Origin of the sequence: Comamonas sp. CAH-2 (assembly GCF_009668305.1) — a bacterium.
Lineage (GTDB): Bacteria > Pseudomonadota > Gammaproteobacteria > Burkholderiales > Burkholderiaceae_C > Comamonas > Comamonas aquatica.
Window position 1 is genome coordinate 178,234 of sequence record NZ_VSWF01000002.1, and the last position, 22,968, is coordinate 201,201.

Genomic DNA, 22,968 nt, shown 5'->3' on the forward strand with positions numbered 1-22,968 from the left:
TGCCTGGTGGCTCCGCGCACGCGACTGGCCACATCAGCTCGGCTGAATGGCGGCGCGCGCGATCACCTTCTTCCAGCGCACCTGTTCGCTGGCGATGAACTGCGTAAACTGCTCTGGCGTTCCGCCAATCGCCTCGGCGGCATCGCCCGTCAAGCGCTTGAGTGCCTCCGGCGCCTTCACCGCCTTCATGGTTTCCGCCGACAGTTTGGCGATCTGTGCATCGCTCAGATTGGACGGCGCCATCATCCCGTACCACTGCGTCATTTCGAAGCCCGGGAACCCTTGCTCGGCCACCGTTGGTACGTCGGGCAACTGGGGCAGGCGTTGGACCGAGCCCGTGGCAATGCAGCGCAGCTTGCCCGCCTTGATGAAGGGAATGACGGCTGCCGCGCCGATGGCCGAAGCCGGCACACGCCCGGACAGCAGGTCGTTCACCATCGGGCCGGTGCCGCGATAGGGCACGTGCAGCATGAAGATTTCGGCCGTCATCTTGAGGTATTCAAACGCCAGATGCCCCGCACTGCCATTCCCTGCCGAGCCATAGCTGAGGTTGCCGGGGCGGGCCTTGGCGTATGCGATGAACTCCTTGAGGTTCTTCACCGGCAAGTCCGGGTGCACCACGTACAGGCTGGGCACCTTCGCCAACAAGCTGACCGGCTTGAAGTCCTTGGCCAGGTCGTAGGGCAGCTTGGGAAAGATGTAGGGATTCACCGCCAAAGTGCCAATATGCCCCAGGATCAGGGTGTGCTCGTCAGTGCTGCGCGCCACTTCCGACATCGCGATGTTGCCTGCCGCGCCGGGCTTGTTGTCCACGAACACGCTCTGACCCAGGGTCTTGGTCAGCTCCACCGCCGTGGACCGGGCCACGATTTCCGAGCTTCCGCCGGGCGCAAACGGCACCACAAAACGCACCGAGCGGCTGGGCCACGCCTCTTCGGCATGGACGCCAGGCAGCAAGCCGCCCAAGGCCAAAGCACCACCGGCGCGCAGGCAGTCGCGACGTTGCTGGGAAAAGGTATGCAAAGGGGAAATGCTCGAAGGCTGCATGGCGTTGTCTCCAAATATGCTTATAGGAGTTCCATCTTGCCGATGCCGTGCTGTCTGGAAGCTGTCAGTCCCCGCCCCCCCGCATTGCCCCCACAAAGCACAACGCCATGCGGTTGCATGGCGTTGGGAGTGTCGTTCCGTTACCGTAACGATGCTGCGGCCTGTTCAGGCCCCAGATCAGGATTCACGGCTGGCGCGCTTGCGGTCGTGTTCCTTCAGGTGGCGCTTGCGCACGCGCAAGCTGGTGGGGGTGATTTCCAGCAGCTCGTCGTCTTCGATGAATTCCACACCGTATTCCAGCGACAGCTCGATGGGGGGCGTGATCTTGATCGCATCTTCCTTGCCGGACACGCGGAAGTTGGTCAGCTGCTTGGTACGCGTGGCGTTCACCACCAGGTCGTTGTCGCGGCTGTGGATGCCGATGATCATGCCTTCGTACACGGGGTCGCCGGCTTTGACGAACATGCGGCCACGGTCGTCCAGCTTGCCCAGGGCGTAGGTGAAGATTTCACCGTCGTCCATGGAAATCAGCACGCCGTTCTTGCGGCCACCGATGTCGCCCTTGTGGGGTTCATAGCTGTCGAAGATGTTGGCAATCAGGCCAGAACCACGGGTCAGGTTCAGGAATTCGTTGGTGAAACCGATCAGGCCACGCGCAGGAATGCGGTATTCCAGACGCACACGACCGCGGCCATCGGGCTCCATGTTCACCAGCTCGCCCTTGCGCTCGCCCAGGGCTTGCATCACGCCGCCTTGGTGGCCTTCTTCGATGTCGGCTGTCACCAGCTCGATGGGCTCGTGCTTTTCGCCGTTGATCATCTGCATCACCACGCGGGGCTTGGACACGGCCAGCTCGTAGCCTTCGCGGCGCATTTCTTCCAGCAGGATGGTCAGGTGCAGTTCGCCACGGCCAGACACTTCAAAGATACCGTCTTCGTCGGTTTCCTTGACGCGCAGGGCCACGTTGGAGCGCAGTTCCTTTTGCAGGCGGTCCCAGATCTGGCGGCTGGTCACGAACTTGCCTTCACGACCGGCCAGGGGCGAGGTGTTCACGCAGAAGTTCATGGTCAGCGTGGGCTCGTCAATCTTCAGCATCGGCAGAGGCTGGGGATTGGCCGTGTCGGTCACGGTTTCGCCGATACCGATGTTTTCGATACCGCTGATCAGAACGATCTCGGAAGGACCGGCTTCGGACGCCTGCACGCGGTCCAGACCCTGGAAGGTGTGCACCTGGTTGATCTTGCCGGTGTAGGGCTTGCCTTCAGGGCCCGCCATCACGGTCACTTGCTGACCGGGCTTGATCGTGCCCTGGGTGATGCGGCCCACGCCGATACGGCCCACGAACGTGGAGTAGTCCAGCGCCGAGATCTGCAGCTGCAAAGGCGCCGCAGCGTCACCCTTCACGGAAGGCACGTGCTCCAGGATGGTGTCGAACAGGGCGGACATATCCTCGCCCCACTTGGCGCCGGGCTCACCCTCGACCTTGGAGGACCAGCCGTTGATGCCCGAGGCATACACCACGGGGAAGTCCAACTGCTCGTCGGTGGCACCCAGCTTGTCGAACAGGTCGAACGCAGCGTTGATCACCTTGTCGGGGTTGGCACCGGGCTTGTCCACCTTGTTCACCACGACGATGGGGCGCAGGCCCAGGGCCAGGGCCTTCTTGGTCACGAAGCGCGTCTGGGGCATGGGGCCTTCCTGCGCGTCGATCAGCAGCACCACACCGTCCACCATGGACAGGGCACGTTCCACTTCACCACCGAAGTCCGCGTGGCCGGGTGTGTCGAGGATGTTGATGTGGGTGTCCTTCCAGGACACGGCACAGTTCTTGGCCAGGATGGTGATGCCGCGCTCACGTTCGATGGCGTGGTTGTCCATCACGGTGTCGACGACTTTTTCGTGCTCGGCGAAAGTACCGGACTGGCGCAGCAGCTGGTCCACCATGGTGGTCTTGCCATGGTCAACGTGCGCAATGATGGCGATGTTGCGGATTTCTTTGCTCATAGGGTTTCCAAATTGCCACGGCACTTATGCGCGCGGCGTGCCTTCCAAAATTTGTTGAATTTCTAGGGGGCTGAGCAGGCGATCGGGTATCAGCTCCCCACTTGTGATGTGCCCCACACCCAGCAAGGCGCGCGGTTCATCTCCGTAAATGGCTACGGCCTCGGCATCGGGCCAATCACCACGGCGACGCAGCCCGGTCAGAAACCGGCCGCTTTCGCGCGCATCGAGCGTGATGCGGGTGTGGGCATGCAGCAGGCAATCTGCCGGCTGCACCACGTGCATGCGCTCTGCTTCGGGCATGGCGATCAAGGCATCCAAAGTGATGCAACGATCGACACCAATGCCGCCCGTATCGGTACGACGCAGCGAACGCAGGTGAGCGCCGCAACCCAGCGCCTCGCCCACGTCCTCTGCCAGCGTACGAATGTATGTGCCTTTGCTGCAGGTCACGGTCAGTTGCAACGCATCCCGACCGTCGGCATCCTTGCACAAAACGATGTCCAGTGCATGAATGGTCACGTCGCGTGCAGGACGTTCGATTTCAATGCCGGCGCGCGCATATTCATACAGCGCCTTGCCATCCTTCTTCAGTGCGCTGTACATGGGCGGCACTTGCTGAATGGGCCCGGTGAAGCGCGTGCGCACCTGGGCCAGCACCTCGGGGGTGATGGCGGGCAGGTCCACGGCACGCTCACGCAGCACCTCGCCCTCGGCATCGGCCGTGGTCGTGGTCTGACCCAGGCGGGCGATGGCGATATAGGTCTTGGGCGCGTCCAGCTGCAGCTGGCTGAATTTGGTGGCCGCCCCGAAGCACAGCGGCAGCACGCCGGTGGCCAGGGGGTCCAAAGTTCCAGTGTGGCCGGCCTTTTCGGCACGCAACAACCACTTCACCTTCTGCAAAGCGTCGTTGCTGGAAAGGCCCAGCGGTTTGTCGAGCAGCACCACCCCGTGCACAGGGCGCCGCTGCACCCGTGTGCGAGTGGCAGTCATGCTTACTGGACCTCGTCTTCCGGTCCGCGTGACGCCACAGCCTTGGCAATCAAGGCATTCATGTCGGCGGCCCGCTCGGTCGTGCGGTCGTAGATGAAATGCAAGGTGGGCACGGTGTGGATGTGCAGGCGCTTGAACAAGCCGTTGCGCAGAAAGCCTGCGGCCTGATTGAGCGCAGCCTGCGTCTCATCCGGATCACCGATCAGCAGGCTGAAGTACACCTTGGCGTGCGCATAGTCGGGCGTGACTTCCACGCCTTGCAGGGTGACCATGCCCACGCGCGGGTCCTTCAACTCGCGCGCGATCAGCTCCGCCAGATCACGCTGGATCTGGTCGGAAACTTTGAAGCTGCGATTGGGTGCAGCAGATTTACGTTTGGGTGCCATTAAAAATTATGAGCTTGTAGCGCTAGTCAGATAAGGGTTTGAAAGCCTTTCGACCTTCAAACCCTTTATTCATCAGCGCTGGCAGCTATGGTTTATAGCGTACGCGCGATTTCCTTGATTTCGAACACTTCCAGCACGTCGCCTTCGCGGATGTCGTTGTAGTTGCGCAGCTTGATACCGCACTCGAAGCCTTCCTTGACTTCCTTGACATCGTCCTTCAGACGGCGCAGCGATTCGATTTCGCCCGTGTAGATGACCACGTTGTCGCGCAGCAGGCGGAAGTTCGCGCTGCGGGTGACGTGACCCTGGGTGATGTACGAACCGGCCACGGTACCGATCTTGGAGGCCACGAACACGGTGCGGATCTCGGCCATACCGATGATCTCTTCGCGCTTCTCGGGGGCCAGCATGCCGGACATGGCGGACTTCACCTCATCCACGGCGTCGTAGATGATGTTGTAGTAGCGCAGATCCACGTCATTGCCTTCGGCCGTCTTGCGGGCCTGGGCGTCGGCACGCACGTTGAAGCCGATGATGATGGCCTTGGAAGCCAGCGCCAGGTTGACGTCGGATTCGGAGATACCACCCACGCCGGAGTAGACGATCTGCACCTTGACTTCGTCGGTCGACAGCTTGAGCAGCGAGGTCGCCAGCGCTTCCTGCGAGCCTTGCACGTCGGCCTTGATGATCAGCGGCAGGGTCTGCACGTTGCCTGCGGTCATGTCGGAGAACATGTTCTCCAGCTTGGCGGCTTGCTGCTTGGCCAGCTTGGTGTTGCGGAACTTACCGGCACGGTAGGTGGCGATTTCGCGGGCACGGCGCTCGTCAGCCATGACCATGAAGTCGTCGCCGGCCAGAGGCACGTCGGACAGGCCCTGGATTTCCACGGGAATGGAAGGACCGGCCGACTTGGTGTTCTTGCCGTTTTCGTCCAGCATGGCTCGCACGCGGCCATAGGTCTGACCGGCCAGCACCACATCCCCGACATTCAGCGTACCCGACTGCACCAGCACGGTGGCCACGGAGCCGCGGCCCTTGTCCAGCTGAGCTTCGATGACCAGGCCCTTGGCGGAAGCGTCCACAGGGGCGCGCAGTTCCAGCACTTCGGCCTGCAGCAGCACCTGCTCCAGCAGCTCGTCGATGCCCATGCCGGTCTTGGACGACACGGCCACGAAGGGCGAATCACCGCCGTACTCTTCGGGCAGCACCTCTTCCACCACCAGCTCCTGCTTGACCTTCTCAGGGTTGGCTTCAGGCTTGTCGGCCTTGGTGATCGCCACCACGATGGGAACACCCGCCGCCTTGGCGTGCTTGATGGCTTCCTTGGTCTGGGGCATCACGCCGTCGTCGGCCGCGCACACCAGAATCACGATGTCGGTGGACTGTGCACCGCGGGCACGCATGGCGGTGAACGCCTCGTGGCCGGGAGTGTCCAGGAAGGTCACGATGCCGCGGGGTGTTTCCACGTGGTAGGCACCGATGTGCTGGGTGATACCACCGGCTTCGCCCGACGCCACCTTGGAGCGACGGATGTAGTCCAGCAGCGAGGTCTTGCCGTGGTCCACGTGGCCCATCACGGTCACCACAGGGGCGCGTGGCAGCAACTCACCGGTGTACTTGGAGGTGTCCTCTTCGCTGAAGGCTTCTGGAGAATCCAGCGCGGCGATCTTCGCGGTGTGGCCCATTTCTTCCACCACGATCATGGCGGTGTCCTGGTCCAGCGGCTGGTTGATGGTGACCATCTGGCCCATCTTCATCAGCACCTTGATCAGCTCGGACGCCTTCACGGCCATCTTGTGGGCCAATTCGGCCACGGTGATGGTCTCGGGCACGGAAATTTCCAGTGCGCGGAATTCTTGCTGTTGCTGTTGCTGCTGGTCGTTGCGATCACCACGACGACCACCCTTGGGACCACCGCGCCAGTTGGAGCGGCCACCCACACCACCGGAGCTGTCGCCACGGGTCTTGATTTCCTTCTTCTTGCCGGGCGCATCGTTGCTCCAGCTCGAAGACAGCTTCGACGACTTGACTTCCTTGTCCTTGCCACCGCGCGCTGCACCTGCCGCATCCTTGTCCTTGGCGGCACCCGCCACTGCGGGCTTGGCATCCTTGGACGGCGCGGCCTTCTTGGCATCGGCCACAGGGGCTGCCTTCTTGGGCTCTTCAGGCTTCTTGGCCACCAGCACCTTCTTGGGGGCTGCCATCATGGCGCGGATAGCTTCGGCCTCAGCCAGCGCCTTGCGGCGACGGTCTTCCAGGTCCTTGGCACGTGCCGCTTCTTCAGCCTGGCGCTGGCGCGACTCTTCGTCGGCCTTGGCACGGGCATCGGCTTGCGCCTTGGCACGGGCCTCTGCAAACGCTGCGTTGCCTGCAGCGGCTTCCTTTTGGGCTTCCTTGGCTTGACGCTGCTTGGCAGCCTCAGCTTCGGCATAGGCGCGCGCACGCTCTTCAGCTTCGCGTTCCTTGCGTTCGCGCTCTTCGCGCTCTTCGCGTTCTTGGCGTTCTTTGGCCAATTCCTGTTCCTGTTGATTGATCATCTCTGCCTGCTTGCGCACTTCCTCTTCCCGGCGAACCAGGTCCTGGGTGACTTGCGCAGCTTGTGCAGAGCGGGCGGCTGCTTCCGCAGCCACCTCGGGGGTGTCGTCGCGCTTGATGAAGGTGCGCTTCTTGCGCACTTCCACCTGGATGGTGCGGGCCTTGCCAGTGGCATCGGCCTGCTTGATCTCGCTGGTGGACTTCTTGGTCAGCGTGATCTTCTTCTTGCCATCGGCCTCGGAGCCATGGCTGGCCTTCAGGTACGACAGCAGCATCTGCTTGTCCGTATCGGTCAAGGCGTCAGTGCTGGAACTCTTGGCCACTCCGGCGGCCTTCAGTTGTTCCAACAGGGTCTCAGGGGATTTTTTCAGTTCGCTGGCGAACTCTGCAACAGTGTTCAAAGACATACTCCGTTCGATCCTCCCTGACCCTTATTCCTGACCGTCCGTGAACCAGTGTTCACGCGCCTTCATGATCAAGGCCTTGGCCTCGTCAGCGGTTTGACCAGTCAATTCGGTCAGTTCATCGATGGCCAAATCGGCCAAATCATCACGTGTCTGCACGCCACCAGCGGCCAGCTTGGCCACCAGCTCAGGTGTCAGACCCTCCAACTCACGCAGGTCCTGGGAGACCTCGCTGACGCTTTCTTCCTGAGCAATTTCCATGGTCAGCAGCGCATCCTTGGCACGGGCACGCAACTCGGTCACGGTTTCCTCATCGAAAGCCTCGATTTCCAGCATCTCGGACAGCGGCACATAGGCCACTTCTTCCAGGCTGCTGAAGCCCTCTTCCACCAGGATGGAAGCCAGCTCTTCGTCCACGTCCAGCTTTTCCATGAACAGCTTGCGTGCGGAATCGGTTTCTTCCGCGTGCTTCTGCGCCGACTCCGCCGCGTCCATGATGTTGATCTTCCAGCCGGTCAGCTCGGAAGCCAGGCGCACGTTCTGACCACCACGGCCGATGGCGATGGCGAGATTCTCCTCATCCACCACCACATCCATCGCATGCTTCTCTTCATCCACAACGATAGAAGAGACATTCGCGGGTGCCAGCGCACCGATCACGAACTGCGCGGGGTCTTCCGACCACAGCACGATGTCCACACGCTCACCGGCCAGTTCGGTCGTCACAGCGTTCACGCGGGTACCACGCACGCCCACGCAGGTACCGATGGGGTCGACGCGCTTGTCGTGCGAAATGACCGCAATCTTGGCACGGCTGCCGGGATCGCGTGCGCAGCTCTTGATTTCCAGTAGACCTTGCTCGATTTCTGGCACTTCGTTGCGGAACAGCTCGATCATGAACTCGGGCGCCGAGCGCGACAGCACGATGGGTGCGCCACGCAGGGTCAGGTCCACTTCCATGATCATGGCGCGCACGCGGTCGCCGTTGCGCAGGTTTTCCTTGGGGATCATCTCGCTGCGACGCAGGCGGCCTTCTACACGACCGGATTCGACGATGATGTCGCCCTTGTCCATGCGCTTGACGGTGCCGGTGAAAATCTTCTCGCCGCGAGCCATGAATTCATTGAGCAGCATTTCGCGCTCGGCATCGCGGATCTTCTGCAGGATCACCTGCTTGGCGGTCATCGCACCAATGCGGCCGATGGGCAGAGATTCGATCTGTTCTTCGATGAACTCACCCACCTGGATGCCGGGCACGCGCTCTTCGGCATCCATCAGCATTTCCTCGGCTTCGGGATTTTGCAGGCCGGCATCGTCCGGCACCACCACCCAGCGGCGGAAGGTGTCGTATTCACCGCTTTCGCGGTCGATCGCCACGCGGATGTCCACTTCGCCTTCGTACAGCTTCTTGGTCGCTTGCGCCAAGGCCAGCTCCACTGCGCCAAACACCACATCGCGTTCTACGTTCTTCTCGCGCGAAATGGCTTCAACCAACATCAACAGTTCGCGGTTCATGCGATGACTCTCCTAATTTCAATCTTTCAAGCGGTGGCACCGGACAGGCACCTTCACCTTGTTAGCTAACTGACTTGCCTGTCACGCGGGCTTGGCGCCACGCCCCTTGAAGTTCACCACGGGGGCCAGGCGCGCCTCGCGCAATTCACCCAGCGTGAAACCCATGGCCTGCAGGGGCGCGGGCTCACGCTTTTTGCTCACCTTTTGTCCGGGCTTGCGTGGAGGCTCGTCGCTCCACACGATCTGCCAGCCACCGGCTTCCGCACGCTCCAGCGTGCCCCGAAATTTCTTGCGATTGGCATTCACCACACCACCGCCGGCCGCACCAATCGCTTCCTTTAGGGTAATGTCGATTTCGGCACCGACGAATCGGACAAAGTCCATTTCATGGCGCAAAGGGCGATCAATGCCGGGAGAAGACACTTCCAGGCGGTTGTAGTCAACACCATCCACTTCCAGCGCAAATTGCAGTTGGCGCGTGACCTTCTCGCAGTCTTCCACGGTCACAAAGGCCTCGGGCACAGGCTCAGCATCCTCTGCTGGCGCCTGCCAAGGCAGGTCGATGGTGATGCGCAGCAGCCCGCCTGCGGACCGCTCGATCTCCACCAGGTCATAGCCCAGACCCGTCACGGTTTGTTCAACAATTTGCTGTAGTGCCACGTGTTCAGTTCAATCCCGGAAGTACAAAAAACCCGATAACCATCCTGCAATTGCTTGCCGGCGGCTTCGAGCTCCAAATGCAAGCGACCAAAAAAAAAGGGCGGTGAATACCCGCCCGTTTGGTCGTGAATGCCGTATTGTAGCCGCAAAGCATTGATTCGCAATGTCAAGCGTTGCAAATACCAAGAGGATTCAAGCCAGCTGCGCCGCAATGCGGCGCCACAGCGCTGCCGCCTCGGCAGGCAGCCCTGGCGAAGCGGCCTGCGCCTCTTGCAGCGAGGCCAGCATGCGCTCCAGCACCTTGATTTGCGGCAGCAGCGGCCCCAGAAACATGGGGCGATCCAGGTGTGCGATCAACAGTGTGGGGAAGGTTTCGACGTCGAGGTCACCAACCAACTCCTCCCCATCCTCCACATCCAGCCACACGAAGCGCACCTGCGGGAACTGCTGCTGCAGCGCACGAAACTCGACCTCGTACTGGCGGCAGACCCCGCACCACGCCGCGCACAAACACACCACACTCCACGCCTGCGCACTGGGCGCGGCCACCGACTGCGCCACCTCGACCGGCTTGTCACTGCTCATACCGACTCACTCCCACTGCACCCGGCAGTTTTACTGGATTCACCAGCGCACATCGTAGCGGTTGCCCCGCCTGGGACCCTGGCCACACACCCCAAACAACAAAGCCCCAAGCAGGGCCTGGGGCTTCGGAAGGCAGGCTCGGGCGGATTCCAGCCCGAGCTGCAGCAGCAATCAACCCGAGTGGGCGCGCTTGCCAGGGTTCTTTTTGCTGCGCGTGTGCGAACCACGCTCCAGGCTCAGGCGCTGGCCACGGCCTTGGGCCAGCAGAGTCACGCCGTTGGGAGCAACGGGACGGGGTGTGCGCTTGCGATCAGCTTCGGTAACGATCTTGTTGCCCATGGCAATCTCTCCAGTTGAGGTTTGAGTAAACCCTGCATTTTTCCACACACTGCCATGTTGCGTGGCAGCAAGGCCCAAAAATTTGTCCCGCGGTGATGCAAACCCTGGAATTTGCTGATTTTTTAAGCACGAATACCACATCCCCGGGCCATCAGGACACACATTCACGTGCGCGACCTACAACCAGGCCCTCCTTCTGCTACAAATACTCAGTGCATCCAGCGCAAGGCCCTGGCCCTGCGTTCGTGTCTTTTGCTACAGGATTTTTGCCTATGTCCTTCTTCGACCGCTCTCGCAAGACCGACCACCCTGATACACTGCACCATGCCGTGCAGCACCTGAAGACCGTGCTGGAGCAACGCCAGCAGGCCTTGTCCAGCCACCTGCCTGCCAAGACCAGCACCGCCGTGTGGTGCGCGATCGGTCTGGCTGCCCTGGCCGGCGGCGCCATCTATGCCGCACGCAATCCCCGCATTCCCGAGGGCGTGCACCCGGTCGATGGGTTCGACCTGGACCGCTACCTGGGCAAATGGTACGAGCTGGCCCGCATCGAGCACAGTTTCGAAAAAGGCCTGCAGCGCACCCAGGCCGAATACAGCCGCCGCCCGGATGGCAGCGTGCAGGTCATCAACCGCGGCTTCGATGCCCGGCGCGGCGAATGGAAGGTGGCACACGGCAAGGCCAAGCCCACGATTGCCCCCGATGTGGCCGCACTGAAGGTGACGTTCTTCGGCCCGTTCTATGGGGGCTACAACGTCGTGGCCCTGGGCGAAAGCTACCAGTGGGCGATGGTGATCGGCTCCAGCCTGGAACATTGCTGGATCCTGTCGCGCACCCCGACCTTGCCCGACGGGGTGGAAGGCCGCCTGGTGCGCCAGGCCGAGCGCCTGGGCGTGGATACGCAAAAACTGGTGTGGGTGCACCAGGATGGCGTCAACCCCACGGGCAGCTATTCCTAAAAAATGAGCGCATGGCGCATGCTAAATCAGGAATTCAGAGATTTATCTGCGCAAAATACTTGATGGGCGCGCGCCGGATGCTCTGAAACTTAGAAGCGCGCCACGCTGCCAACCATAAAAAAAACGGTGCCTAGCACCGTTTTTTTTATGGCTGACGACAGGCATGTGCTCTGCAAACGCTGGCTCGCAGCCCTCCAGCCATCGACTACGCCTACCCGTCCATGGCCGTGGCGAGGCTCAGTCGTTCAGGATCATTTGCAGGATCACCCCCGAGCCGATGGCCACCAGCAGGTAGTCCCCGCCGTACTGCATCCAGTGGTAGCCGCGTGGTGGCTGGCGCAGACCATGCCCGCGCCAGTCGGTCACCACGTAGTGCGAGGTGCGGTACTGCACCGGCACGCGGCTGCCCTTGACCCATTGGTGGTTGGGCCCGGCACCCATGCGCTTGGCCTGCCCGGGCGGCATGCCGTGGGGATGGCCGGGGTGGCCAGGCTGCGCCTGCATGCGCGGCCCCTGCTGGTGCTTGGGCCCCGAGCCCTTGCCACCGTGCCCATGCCTCTGCTGGGGCCCGTCGGGGCCTTGGCCGTGGCGTGGCTGCGCCACCGCGGCCACACTGCCCAGGCCCATCACCAGGGCCATGGCCCACACGCTTGCTTTCGGGATCTGCATAAACTGCCTTTCTTTGTGAACATGCATGCCGCCATCCTAGGCATGCCAAGCCCGCCGCCTGCCAGCCAGCGGGCACAAACCCAGGCGCCCGCCGCCGACACGGCACCTCCGCCAATTGCTGGGCAGCGTGCAGGAGCGCGCCTACAAGGTGGCCTGCACCAGCTGGCGGGTGTAGGGGTGCTGCGGGCGCAGCAGCACCTCGTCGACCGGGCCAGCCTCGACCACCTCGCCACTGTGCATGACCATCACCTCGTGCGCCATGGCGCGGATCACGTCCATGTCGTGGGTGATGAGCACATAGCTCAGGCCCAGCTCACGCTGCAGGCGCTGCAGCAGGCCCAGCACCTGTTTCTGGATGGTCACGTCGAGCGCGCTGGTCGGCTCGTCCAGCACCAGCACCTTGGGCCGCAGGATCAGCGCGCGCGCCACGGCCAGGCGTTGGCGCTGGCCGCCGGAAAACTCGTGCGGGTAGCGCTGCAACAGGCCGGGGAACTGCTGTTCGCTCAAGCCCACGCTCAGCAGCACGGACAGCACCTGCTCGCGCCGCCCGGCTTCGCTGATGTCCGGAGCATGCACGCGCAGGCCCTCGCCGACGATCTCTTCCACCGTCATGCGCGGCGACAGCGAGGAAAACGGGTCCTGGAACACCACCTGCACCTGGCGGCGCAGCGCCTGGTTGGCCGCGGTGTTGCGCATGGCCGTCTGCTGCCAGCTGTGGCCCGTGATCTGCAACGCCCCCTGGCTGGGCAGCAGGCCCAGGATGGCCTGCGCCAGCGTGGACTTGCCCGAGCCGGATTCACCCACCACGCCCAGGGTCTGCCCCTCGCGCAAGCAGACATCGGCGCCCTGCACGGCTACAAACTCACCTTTGCGGAACCAGCCGCGGATGCCGGGCAGCGCCACCGGGTAGGCCACGCGCAGGCCTGTGGCCTGCACCACCGGCTTGGCATCCGGATGGGGCAGCTGCACCTCGCGCACCGGCTGGCTGTGCAGCAGCTTGTGGGTGTAGGGGTGCTGTGGGTGCTCAAACAGCTGCGCCACCGGGCCCTGCTCCACCAGCATGCCCTGCTCCATGACGGCGGCGCGGTCGGCAAAGCGGCGCACCAGGTGCAGGTCGTGCGTGATCAGCACGATCGCCATCCCGGTCTGGCGCTGCAGCTCGCCCAGCAGCTCCAGGATCTGCGTGCGCAGCGTCACGTCCAGCGCCGTGGTGGGCTCGTCTGCCAGCAGCAGCTTGGGCTGCGAGGCCAGGGCCATGGCGATCATGGCGCGCTGGCGCTGGCCGCCGCTGAGCTGGTGCGGATAGGCCTGGGCGCGGCGCTGCGGATCTGGGATGCCGGTGGTGGCCAGCAGCTCCAAGGACTGCGCCCAGGCCTGGGCCTGGCTCAGCCCCTGCTTGAGCTGCAGCACCTCGGCCACCTGCGCGCCCACGGGCATCAGCGGGTTGAGCGCCGTCATCGGCTCCTGGAAGATCATGGCCACGTCGCTGCCGCGCACGGCGCGCATCTGGCGCTCCGGCAATGTGAGCAGGTCACGCCCTTTCAGCAAGGCCTGGCCGCTGATCTGTGCATCACCGGCCAGGCGCAGCAAACTGAGCGCCGTGATGGTCTTGCCCGAGCCGGACTCGCCCACCAGGGCCAGCTTTTCGCCCGCCTGCACCTCGAAGCTCACGCCCTGCACCACCTGTTTGTGGCCAAAGCGCACCGACAGGTCGTGCACCGACAGCAGGGGCCCCGGGGTCTGGATGGCATCCATCATCGCGCGCCCCCTTTCGCGTCGCTAACCTGGGCCTTGCGCGGGTCCAGCGCATCGCGCAGCGCATCGCCCATGAAGGTCAGCAGCAGCAAGGTGGTGACCAGCACGGCAAAGGTGCCCAGCGAGATCCACCACGCGTCGATGCTGTTCTTGCCCTGGCTCAGCAGCTCGCCCAGGCTGGGGGTGCCCGGCGGCACGCCCAGGCCCAGGAAGTCCAGCGAGGTCAGCGCCAGGATGGCCGCGCTCATGCGGAACGGCAGGAAGGTGACCACCGGCGTCAGGCTGTTGGGCAGGATGTGGCGCCAGATGATCTGCCCGTTGGGCACGCCCAGGGCGCGTGCGGCCTTGACGTAGTCGAGTTGGCGGTTGCGCAGGAATTCGGCGCGCACATAGTCCGACAGCCCCATCCATCCAAACAGACTCAAAAGGATGAGCAGCAGGCTGATGCTGGGCGCCAGCACGGCGCTGAAAATGATGAGCAGGTACAGCTCGGGCATGGAACCCCAGATCTCGATGAAGCGCTGGAAAGCCAGGTCGGTCTTGCCGCCGAAAAAGCCCTGGATGGCCCCGGTCACCACGCCCAGCACCACGCCCACGGCCGTCAGCGCCAGCGCAAACAGCACGCTGACGCGAAAGCCGTAGATCAGTTGCGCCAGCAGGTCGCGCCCGCGGTCGTCCGTGCCCAGCCAGTTGGCGGCCGAGGGCGGCGCGGGGTTGGGGGCTTCGGCAAAGTAGTTGATCGTGCCCGCGCCATAGCGGTTGGGGGGAAACAGCGCCCAGTTGCTGCCGGTGCGCAGTTGCTGCTGGATGAAGGGGTCCAGGTAGTCGGTGGGCGTCTCGAAGTCGCCGCCGAACACCGTCTCGGGATAGTCCTTGAGCAGGGGGACATAGGTCTGCCCCTCATAGCGCACCAGCAGCGGCTTGTCGTTGCTGACCAGCTCGGCGCACAGGCTCAGCAGTAGCAGCACGCCAAAGATCACCAGGCTGTAAAAGCCCAACGGGTTGCGCTTGAAGCGCTGCCAGGCGCGCCGGCTGGGCGACACCGGAGCGGCCGGCAGCAATGCTGGCGCTTGCAAAGAAGTAGCTGCTTGCGCAGACTGGGTGGGCGCTGGAGCCATATTTCAATCAAATTTCACACGGGGATCGACCCAGACGTAGCACAGGTCGCTGATCAGCTTGGTCACCAGGCCGATCAGGGTGAACAGGTAGAGCGAGCCCAGCACCACCGGATAGTCGCGGCGGATCACGCTCTCATAGCTGAGCAGTCCCAGCCCGTCGAGCGAGAACAGGGTCTCGATCAGCAGCGAGCCGGCGAAGAAGGCCCCGATGAAGGCCGCCGGAAAGCCGGTGATGATGGGAATCAGCGCATTGCGCAGCACATGCTTCCACAGCACCTGGCGCTCGGACAGGCCCTTGGCCCTGGCCGTCAGCACGTACTGCTTGCGGATTTCCTCGAGGAAGGCGTTCTTGGTCAGCATGGCCGTCACGGCAAAGCTGCCCGCCACCATGGCCGTGACCGGCAGCGCGATGTGCCACAGGTAGTCCACCACCTTGCCCAGCAGCGTCAATTCGTCCCAGTTGGCCGAGGTCAGCCCGCGCAGCGGGAACCATTGCAGCTGCCCGCCAAAAATCACCAGCAAGGCCACGCCCAGCACAAAGCCCGGGATGGCATAGCCCACCAGGATCAGCAGCGTGGTCACCAGGTCGAAGCGCGAGCCGGCGCGCACCGCCTTGGCGATGCCCAGGGGCACGGCCACCAGGTAGCTGATGAAGAAGGTCCACAGCCCCAGGCTGATGGACACCGGCAGCTTCTCGGCAATCAACGTCCACACCGGTTTGTTCTGGAAGAAGCTCTGGCCCAGGTCGAAGCGCGCGAACTGGCCCAGCATCTGCACAAACCGTTCGTGCGCGGGCTTGTCAAAGCCATACAAGGCCTTGATCTGCTCGATGCGCTGCGGGTCCACCCCCTGCGCGCCACGGTAGGCCATGCCACCGCCTTCGGCGCTGCCGCCCAGGCCGGCCTTGGCCTCGGCCAGGTACTGCTCGACCGGCCCGCCGGGCACAAACTGGATCACCACGAAGGTGAGCAACAGCACGCCCAGCAGCGTCGGGACCATCAGCAAGATGCGTTTGAGGATATAGGCCAGCATGGCTCAGGAACCCTCCTGCGCCAGCACCGCCGGGGCGGTCTGCGCGTTCAAGGGCGGCATGCGCGCCCACCAGGTGTCCATCACCCAGCCTTCGCCATTCGAGTACGGTGGGATGATGCTCGGGTGCGCCAGGCGCCAGGCGTTGTAGGCCATGCGGTGCGTGTTGGCCGACCACTGCGGGATCAGGTAATGGCCGTGGGCAATCGCCCGCTCCAGCGCATGGCAGGCAGGCAGGAGCTGCTCTTGTGTCTTGGCCGACACCATGGCCCGGATGAAGGCATCGACCGCCGGGCTTTTCACACCGGGGAAATTGCCCGAATCCTCCTGATCCGCCGCCGCGCTGCCGAACAGGTCGGCAAACTCCTGGCCCGGGTTGTTCGTGCCCTGGTAGGCAATGGAGGTGATGTCGAAGTCGAACTTCTGCAGGCGCTGCTGGTACAGCGCAAAGTCCACCGACCGGTACTGCAGCGTGATGCCCAGCTTCTGCAGATTGCGCTGCCAGGGGGCCACGGTGCGCTGCCCGCCCTCGCCGCTGTCCATGTACTCCAGCACCATGGCCTGGCCTTCGCTGTTGCGCAGCACACCACCCTGCACCGTCCAGCCGGCAGCAGCCAGCAGGCCCTGGGCCTTGCGCAAGTTGGCGCGCAGGCTGCCGTCGCCATCGGTACGCGGCGGCACGGTCATGGGGCCGAACGCAGCAGGCGGCAAATCCTTGCCGAAGGGCTGCATCAGCGCCAGCTCCTGCGTGCCCGGCAGGCCACTGGTCTGGCACACGGTATTGCCAAAGATGCCGTTCACGCGCTGGTAGGCGCCGTAGAACATCTGGCGGTTCATCCATTCATAGTCCAGGGCCAGGCCCAGTGCCTCGCGCACGCGCACGTCCTGCAGCAGCGGGCGGCGGGTGTTGAGCACATAGCTCTGGAACCCCGTGGGCTGCTTGTGCGTGAACTCGCCCTTGACCAGCTCGCCGGTGTTGAACTTGCGCCCCGTCACGCGGCGCGCCCAGTCGCCGGCGCTGAAAAAGCGCATCAGGTCAAACTCGCCCGCTTTCAGCGCTTCCAGCCGGGCGGTGTTGTCCTTGTAGATCTTGACGCTGATGCGGTCGAAGTTGGCCGAGCCGCGGCGCACCGGCAAATCCCTGGCCCAGTATTGGGCATCGCGCACATAGGTGATGTCCTTGCCGAAGTTCACGGAGCCGATTCTGTAAGGCCCGCTGCCGATAGGCTGCTCCATCACCACCTCGTTGAAGGGCTTGCCCGCCCCCCAGTCGCGGCTGAAGATGGGCAGGCCACCGACGCGCAGTGGCAGCTCGCGGTTGGGGGCCTTGAAGACAAAGCGCACGGTGCGCTCGTTCACCACCTCGCAGGCCACCACCTCGGCCAGCATGGTCTTGTAGGCCGGTGAGGTGTGCGGCCCCACCAGGGTGTCGAAGCTGTGCTTCACATCCTGCGCCAGCACCGGCTTGCCGTTGTGAAAGCGCGCCTCGCGGCGCAGGCGGAAGCTGGCCGACAGGCCATCGGCCGCCACCTGCACGTCCTCGGCCAACAGGCCATAGCCGGTGGCGGTTTCATCCATGCTGCCAGCCAGCAGGGTGTCAAACAGCAGGTCCGACAGGTAGGCGGGCGCACTGCCTTTGATGGTGAAGGGGTTGTACTTGTCGAACGTGGACGTGCGCAGGTTGCTGACCAGCCGCAGCTCGCCGCCCTTGGGGGCCTGCGGGTTGACATAGTCAAAGTGCGCAAAACCCTGGGGATACTTGGGCTGGCCCCACAAGGCATAGGCATGGTCGGCCCAAGCCGGGGCAACCACAGAGGCTCCTGCGAGCAAGCAACAGAACTTCCAAAAGCGCATGCGACAATTCTGCACCACGGCGGCCCTCCCACCCGGCTTTTTCGACAACGCCAACGCAGGGAGTGGCCTTCACTGAATTTCCTCTAGGAGAAGAACAATGGGTTTTCTGACCGGCAAGAAGCTGCTGATCACGGGCGTGCTGTCCAACCGTTCCATCGCTTACGGCATCGCCAAGGCCTGCCACGAGCAAGGCGCCGAACTTGCCTTCAGCTATGTGGGTGAGCGCTTCAAGGACCGCATCACCGAATTCGCCGCCGAATTCAATTCCACGCTGATTTTCGACTGCGACGTCTCAGATGACGCACAGATCGAAGCCATGTTCAAGGGCCTGGGCGACGCCTGGGGCAAGTTCGACGGCTTCGTGCACTCCATCGGTTTCGCCCCCCGCGAAGCGATTGCCGGCAACTTCCTGGACGGCCTGAGCCGCGAGTCCTTCAAGATCGCCCACGACATCAGCGCCTACAGCTTCCCCGCGATGGCCAAGGCCGCCCTGCCTTACCTGAACGACAAGTCCTCGCTGCTGACCCTGTCGTACCTGGGTGCCCTGCGCTCCATCCCTAACTACAACACCATGGGCCTGGCCAAGGCGTCCCTGGAAGCCTCCGTGCGCTACCTAGCCGAGGCCGTGGGCCGCACCGCCGACGGCCGCGCGATCCGCGCCAACGGCATTTCCGCCGGCCCCATCAAGACCCTGGCCGCCTCGGGCATCAAGGACTTCGGCAAGCTGCTGGGCCGCGTGGCCGATGCCGCGCCCCTGCGCCGCAACGTCACGATTGAAGACGTGGGCAATGTCGCCGCCTTCCTGCTGTCCGACCTAGCCTCGGGCGTGACCGCCGAGATCACCTACGTGGACGGCGGCTTCAGCCAGACTGCTGGTCTGTCGGCCGACCAGGTGTAAGCCCCCGCGCTGCACAGCCCACCCCGCAGGTCGCAAGGCCTGCGGGGTTTTTTCATGCCCGGCGCGGCCCATTCACCGGCAATTTGCATTGAAATTTGATAATAAGAATAATTCTCATGCATTGCAAATCAGTGCTTGACTGACACCCACAGAGAACGCTCCGTCGCACCCTGTACCCAACCGACCGCCTGCGCCCTGGCCTATGAAACATACCGACCCCAACCATCCCCTGCCGCATGCCCTGGGTGTGCCTGGCGCCCGCCACAGCGTGCGCCTGTGGATTGGTTTTGCCATTTCCGCGCTGGGCATCTGGGCACTGTTTGCGCAGTTCTGGGCCTTCGCCCAGACGCAACCGGTCGTGCTGCAGGCACTGGGGGGTGGCATGGTCGCCGCACTGGCGACTGCGCTGGGCACTGTGCCGGTGATGCTGTCGCAGAGCATGAGCGATCGCACCCAGGACACCATGTACGGTTTTGGCGCCGGGGTGATGCTGGCCGCCTGCGCGTTCTCGCTGATCCTGCCCGGCATGGAGGCCGTGCGCCAGCAAGGCGGCTCCGACTGGATGGCCGCCGGCGTGCTGGCAGCCGCCATCCTGCTCGGGGCGACCGTGATGCTAGGCATGGACCGCCTGCTGCCCCACGAGCACTTCATCAAGGGCCGCGAAGGCCGAGACGCCGACACGGCCCGCAAGCTGCAGCGCACCTGGCTGTTTGTATTTGCGATTGCCCTGCACAACCTGCCCGAAGGGCTGGCGATTGGCGTGGGCTACGCCGGCAACGACAGCCTGGCGGCCAACGCGCTGGCCATGGGCATCGCCATCCAGGACGTGCCCGAAGGGCTGGTGGTGGCCGTGGCTCTGCTGGCCGCAGGCTACCGCCGGCGCCTGGCCGTCACCCTGGGCATGCTCAGCGGACTGCTGGAGCCGATCGGCGCCGTGCTGGGCGCGGCCGTGGTCAGCACCTCGCTGGGGCTGCTGCCCTGGGGGCTGGGGTTTGCGGCAGGGGCCATGCTGTTTGTCATCAGCCATGAAATCATTCCCGAATCCCACCGCAAGGGCCACGAGACCTTTGCCACCGGGGGGCTGATGCTGGGCTTTGTGCTGATGATGGTCATGGACACCGCACTGGGCTAGCGCATGGCGATGGTCGGCGCTGGGCCGGGATAGGACAAAACACTACGCCAAGCTCAGACACGGCGCACGCAACAAGCCGCATCGGCGTGAAAAATTGCTGCTATCAGCAACCACCAGATCCCAAGGAAATCCTATGACCTACCGCCTTTTGCTCTCCAGCATCGCCGCAGCAGCACTGGCCGGCTGCGCAGGCCTCGGCAACGACCCCACCGCCACTGCAGAGCTGCAACCCACGGCCGGCAACACGGTGACGGGGAAAGTGCACTTCATGCAGCACAAGCACGGCATGGTCAAGGTGTCTGGCCAGATCAGCGGCCTCAAGCCCAACTCCGAGCACGGCTTCCACATCCATGAGAAGGGCGACTGCTCCAGCCCCGACGGCACCAGCGCGGGTGGGCACTTCAACCCCGGCAACACCGCGCACGGCAAGTACGGCCATACGCCCCACCACGCCGGCGACCTGCCCAGCCTGCGTGCCAACGCCGATGGCGTGGCCATCGTGAACTATGAAACCGCCCAGATCAGCCTGGGCAGCGGCGACAACGACGTCACGGACCGTGGCCTGATCGTGCACGCCAACCCCGACGACTACACCACCCAGCCCACCGGCAACGCCGGTGCCCGCCTGGCCTGCGCCGTCATCAAGCGCCAGTAAAGCCCCCTCGCACCCGACCGCTGCACGCCACCGTGCGTCGGCTCCCGGCTTGTCCACCGGCGCCTGGCAACCGGCACCGGTGGTGTTTGCAGCCTTGAATGACGGCACCGCCCAGGTCACACCGCAGCATTGCACGGAGGCGGGATGGTTCATGCATCGTGACGTGGGCGACTCGCCACATTCCAGGCGAGTGCACGCAGCAGCCACCGTGTGCGCTGGGCGTGCAACAGCGGCATCGCCAACCACAAATTCAGGCGCAAGCCCCCCAGACCGATGCGGGATGCACAGATTTTTAGCAGTGTTTTTGGCCTCCAACGCACACCAGGCAAGCGCAGACTGCTCTATTTTTAAAAAACCCACAGACTGCAAGCCCCGTCAAGCGATGTCCATGCTACGTGCACAGGTTTGACCTGAAATCGACGCGTATTTGGCGAACTCGCACAATCGCGCACATCTCAGTTGTCCGCATTGTTTGTGCACTCCGCAAAATCTTCTCTCACAGCCCTCACCCTGGGCGCCCTCGGTGTGGTGTATGGCGACATCGGCACCAGCGTTCTGTACGCACTCAAGGAAGTCTTCAACTCCGGCCACATCAGCCTGACTCCCGAGCATGTGTACGGTGTGTTGTCGCTGGTGGCCTGGACGGTCACGGTCATCGTTTCCCTCAAATACGTCACGCTGGTGCTGCGGGCCGACAACCGCGGCGAAGGCGGCCTGGTGGCCATGCTGGCCCTGGCGGCCCAGGCGGTCGAAGGCCACCCCCGCCTGCGCAAGGTGCTGATGGCGATTGGCATCTTCGGCACCTGCCTGTTCTATGGCGACGGGGTCATCACCCCGGCCATTTCCGTGCTCTCGGCCGTCGAAGGCCTGGCCGTGCTGTCGCCCCGCTTTGAATCCTCGGTGGTCCCGCTGACCCTGGCCATCCTGCTGGCCCTGTTCGCCGTGCAAAAGCGCGGCACGGCCGGCATCGGCCGGTGGTTTGGCCCGATCATGCTGGTGTGGTTCCTGAGCCTGGCCGGCCTGGGCATCTGGCACATCGCCCACCACCCCACCATCCTGTGGGCGCTGAGCCCGCACTATGCGCTGCAGTTCATCTGGGACGAGCCCGGCATTGCCTTCTTGCTGCTGGGCGCCGTGGTGCTGTGCGTCACCGGCGCCGAGGCCCTGTATGCCGACCTGGGCCACTTCGGCAAACGCCCGATCCGCCACGCCTGGTTTGGCGTGGCCATGCCCGCGCTGCTGCTGAACTACCTGGGCCAGGGTGCCCTGCTGCTGCAGCAACCCGAGGCCGTCAGCAACCCCTTCTTCGCCATGGCGCCACGCGCGCTGCTGCTGCCCCTGGTGGTGCTGGCCACGGCGGCCACGGTGATTGCCTCCCAGGCGCTGATCACCGGCGCCTTCAGCGTGACCAAGCAGGTGATCCAGCTGGGCTACCTGCCGCGCCTGCAGGTGCTGCACACCAGCGAGACCGACACCGGACAGATCTACATGCCCCTGGTCAACTGGGGCCTGTGCGTGGGCATCGCCCTGGCCGTGATCTTCTTCCAGTCCTCCGGCGCGCTGGCCGCCGCGTACGGCATTGCCGTGACGCTGGACATGCTGATCACCACCATCCTTACCTTCTTCGTGGTGCGCTGGGGCTGGCGCTATCCCCTGCTGCCCGTGGCCGCCGCCACGCTGTTCTTCCTGATCGTGGATGTCAGCTTCTTTGCCTCCAACCTGATCAAGCTGCCGGACGGCGGCTGGTTCCCGCTGGCGATTGGCGGTGCCATGTTCGTGCTGATGCGCACCTGGCACACCGGACGCCAGCTGATCACCGCGGCCATGGAGCACCACGCACTGCCGCTGGCCAGCTTTCTGGACATGCTGCGCCATGACAGTAACGTCACACGCGTGGCAGGGACGGCGGTGTTCCTGTCGTCGCAGGCCGGCACCGTGCCCAGCGCCCTGCTGCACAACCTCAAGCACAACAAGGTGCTGCACGCGCGCAACCTGTTCGTGACCGTGCGCCACCACGAGGTCGCGCACATCCCGGTGTCGCAGCGCTTCAACGCCACCGACCTGGGCCATGAGTGCTGGCAGGTCATCCTGCACTTCGGTTTCAAGGATGAACCGCATGTCCCGGCCGCCCTGTACCTGCTGGCCAGCCGCCAGACCATCCCTTCGCTGAGCGACATGGAGACCAGCTACTTCCTGTCGCGCGACATCATCGTGGCGCAACGCGGCCATGGCATGGTGCTGTGGCGCGAGAAGCTGTTCGCCCAGATGTACCGCAACGCCGGCTCGGCCGCCGACTTCCTGCACCTGCCGCACCGCAGCGTGGTGGAGCTGGGCAGCCAGATCGTGATCTGAACCCCGGGGGCACCTGTCCCGTGCAGCGCGCCCTGGCCTGGATCAATCCGCCCCCAGCTGACCGAGGTGCGGTCATCCACCC

The 22,968-nt window shown here is 63.8% G+C and carries 19 protein-coding genes; 5 read left to right on the forward strand and 14 right to left on the reverse strand.

All coding sequences use genetic code 11. The features are described 5' to 3' along the window. Positions 1 to 33 precede the first annotated feature (33 nt). The 9 genes from FYM52_RS02970 to FYM52_RS18715 form a co-directional block, all read right to left on the reverse strand. Positions 34 to 1,047 carry a tripartite tricarboxylate transporter substrate binding protein gene (locus FYM52_RS02970; protein ID WP_154163034.1) on the reverse strand — a complete coding sequence of 338 codons (1,014 nt, stop codon included), beginning with the start codon at positions 1,045 to 1,047 and terminating at the stop codon, positions 34 to 36. A 177-nt stretch (positions 1,048 to 1,224) separates the two neighbouring features. Further along, the gene (gene typA, locus FYM52_RS02975) at positions 1,225 to 3,051 is read right to left on the reverse strand and encodes a translational GTPase TypA (protein ID WP_043387112.1); all 1,827 of its coding nucleotides are present in this window, start codon (positions 3,049 to 3,051) and stop codon (positions 1,225 to 1,227) included. 24 nt (positions 3,052 to 3,075) lie between these two features. After that, positions 3,076 to 4,041: a tRNA pseudouridine(55) synthase TruB gene (truB, locus tag FYM52_RS02980; RefSeq protein WP_154163035.1), complete on the reverse strand. Its 966-nt coding sequence runs from the start codon at positions 4,039 to 4,041 to the stop codon at positions 3,076 to 3,078. Between the two features lie 2 nt (positions 4,042 to 4,043). Continuing rightward, positions 4,044 to 4,427 carry a 30S ribosome-binding factor RbfA gene (gene rbfA, locus FYM52_RS02985; protein ID WP_042418332.1) on the reverse strand — a complete coding sequence of 128 codons (384 nt, stop codon included), beginning with the start codon at positions 4,425 to 4,427 and terminating at the stop codon, positions 4,044 to 4,046. A gap of 92 nt (positions 4,428 to 4,519) precedes the next feature. Beyond that, positions 4,520 to 7,369: a translation initiation factor IF-2 gene (gene infB / locus FYM52_RS02990; protein WP_154163036.1), complete on the reverse strand. Its 2,850-nt coding sequence runs from the start codon at positions 7,367 to 7,369 to the stop codon at positions 4,520 to 4,522. 24 nt (positions 7,370 to 7,393) lie between these two features. Further along, complete coding sequence (nusA, locus tag FYM52_RS02995) at positions 7,394 to 8,881, reverse strand: transcription termination factor NusA (RefSeq protein WP_042418326.1); 1,488 nt, start codon at positions 8,879 to 8,881, stop codon at positions 7,394 to 7,396. 81 nt (positions 8,882 to 8,962) lie between these two features. Next, on the reverse strand, positions 8,963 to 9,541 hold the full coding sequence (gene rimP / locus FYM52_RS03000) for a ribosome maturation factor RimP (RefSeq protein WP_162524636.1): 579 nt from the start codon (positions 9,539 to 9,541) through the stop codon (positions 8,963 to 8,965). A gap of 192 nt (positions 9,542 to 9,733) precedes the next feature. Next, positions 9,734 to 10,126: a thioredoxin family protein gene (locus tag FYM52_RS03005; protein WP_154163037.1), complete on the reverse strand. Its 393-nt coding sequence runs from the start codon at positions 10,124 to 10,126 to the stop codon at positions 9,734 to 9,736. 171 nt (positions 10,127 to 10,297) lie between these two features. Continuing rightward, a complete protein-coding gene (locus FYM52_RS18715; protein WP_162858917.1) occupies positions 10,298 to 10,465 on the reverse strand; it encodes a hypothetical protein in 168 nt (55 codons plus the stop codon). Between the two features lie 272 nt (positions 10,466 to 10,737). Here FYM52_RS18715 and FYM52_RS03010 point away from each other — a divergent pair, with 272 nt between their 5' ends. Beyond that, positions 10,738 to 11,424, forward strand: a complete 687-nt coding sequence (locus FYM52_RS03010; RefSeq protein ID WP_154163038.1) for a lipocalin family protein — start codon at positions 10,738 to 10,740, stop codon at positions 11,422 to 11,424. A 237-nt stretch (positions 11,425 to 11,661) separates the two neighbouring features. On the opposite strand, the gene FYM52_RS03015 is transcribed toward FYM52_RS03010, so the two are convergent. The 5 genes from FYM52_RS03015 to FYM52_RS03035 form a co-directional block, all read right to left on the reverse strand. Beyond that, the gene (locus FYM52_RS03015; RefSeq protein WP_162858918.1) at positions 11,662 to 12,093 is read right to left on the reverse strand and encodes an RcnB family protein; all 432 of its coding nucleotides are present in this window, start codon (positions 12,091 to 12,093) and stop codon (positions 11,662 to 11,664) included. Positions 12,094 to 12,234: 141 nt separating this feature from the next. Then, complete coding sequence (locus FYM52_RS03020) at positions 12,235 to 13,851, reverse strand: ABC transporter ATP-binding protein (protein ID WP_154163039.1); 1,617 nt, start codon at positions 13,849 to 13,851, stop codon at positions 12,235 to 12,237. Then, positions 13,848 to 14,966, reverse strand: a complete 1,119-nt coding sequence (locus FYM52_RS03025; protein WP_154163040.1) for an ABC transporter permease — start codon at positions 14,964 to 14,966, stop codon at positions 13,848 to 13,850. Before FYM52_RS03025 ends, FYM52_RS03020 begins: the two co-directional genes overlap by 4 nt. A gap of 3 nt (positions 14,967 to 14,969) precedes the next feature. Then, positions 14,970 to 15,998, reverse strand: coding sequence for a microcin C ABC transporter permease YejB (locus FYM52_RS03030; RefSeq protein ID WP_042418308.1), 1,029 nt, complete (start codon positions 15,996 to 15,998; stop codon positions 14,970 to 14,972). A gap of 3 nt (positions 15,999 to 16,001) precedes the next feature. Then, positions 16,002 to 17,849 carry an extracellular solute-binding protein gene (locus FYM52_RS03035; protein WP_154163041.1) on the reverse strand — a complete coding sequence of 616 codons (1,848 nt, stop codon included), beginning with the start codon at positions 17,847 to 17,849 and terminating at the stop codon, positions 16,002 to 16,004. Positions 17,850 to 17,946: 97 nt separating this feature from the next. Between FYM52_RS03035 and fabI the strand changes: the two genes are divergently transcribed. From fabI to FYM52_RS03055, 4 genes are all read left to right on the forward strand, one after another. Next, positions 17,947 to 18,747, forward strand: coding sequence for an enoyl-ACP reductase FabI (gene fabI / locus FYM52_RS03040; protein ID WP_042418303.1), 801 nt, complete (start codon positions 17,947 to 17,949; stop codon positions 18,745 to 18,747). Positions 18,748 to 18,949: 202 nt separating this feature from the next. After that, positions 18,950 to 19,879, forward strand: a complete 930-nt coding sequence (locus FYM52_RS03045) for a ZIP family metal transporter (RefSeq protein WP_051519681.1) — start codon at positions 18,950 to 18,952, stop codon at positions 19,877 to 19,879. A gap of 133 nt (positions 19,880 to 20,012) precedes the next feature. Next, a complete protein-coding gene (locus FYM52_RS03050; RefSeq protein WP_043387090.1) occupies positions 20,013 to 20,534 on the forward strand; it encodes a superoxide dismutase family protein in 522 nt (173 codons plus the stop codon). 474 nt (positions 20,535 to 21,008) lie between these two features. Further along, entirely contained in the window at positions 21,009 to 22,886 is a 1,878-nt protein-coding gene (locus FYM52_RS03055; protein ID WP_162524637.1) for a potassium transporter Kup, read from the forward strand. The last annotated feature ends 82 nt before the right edge of the window (positions 22,887 to 22,968 follow it).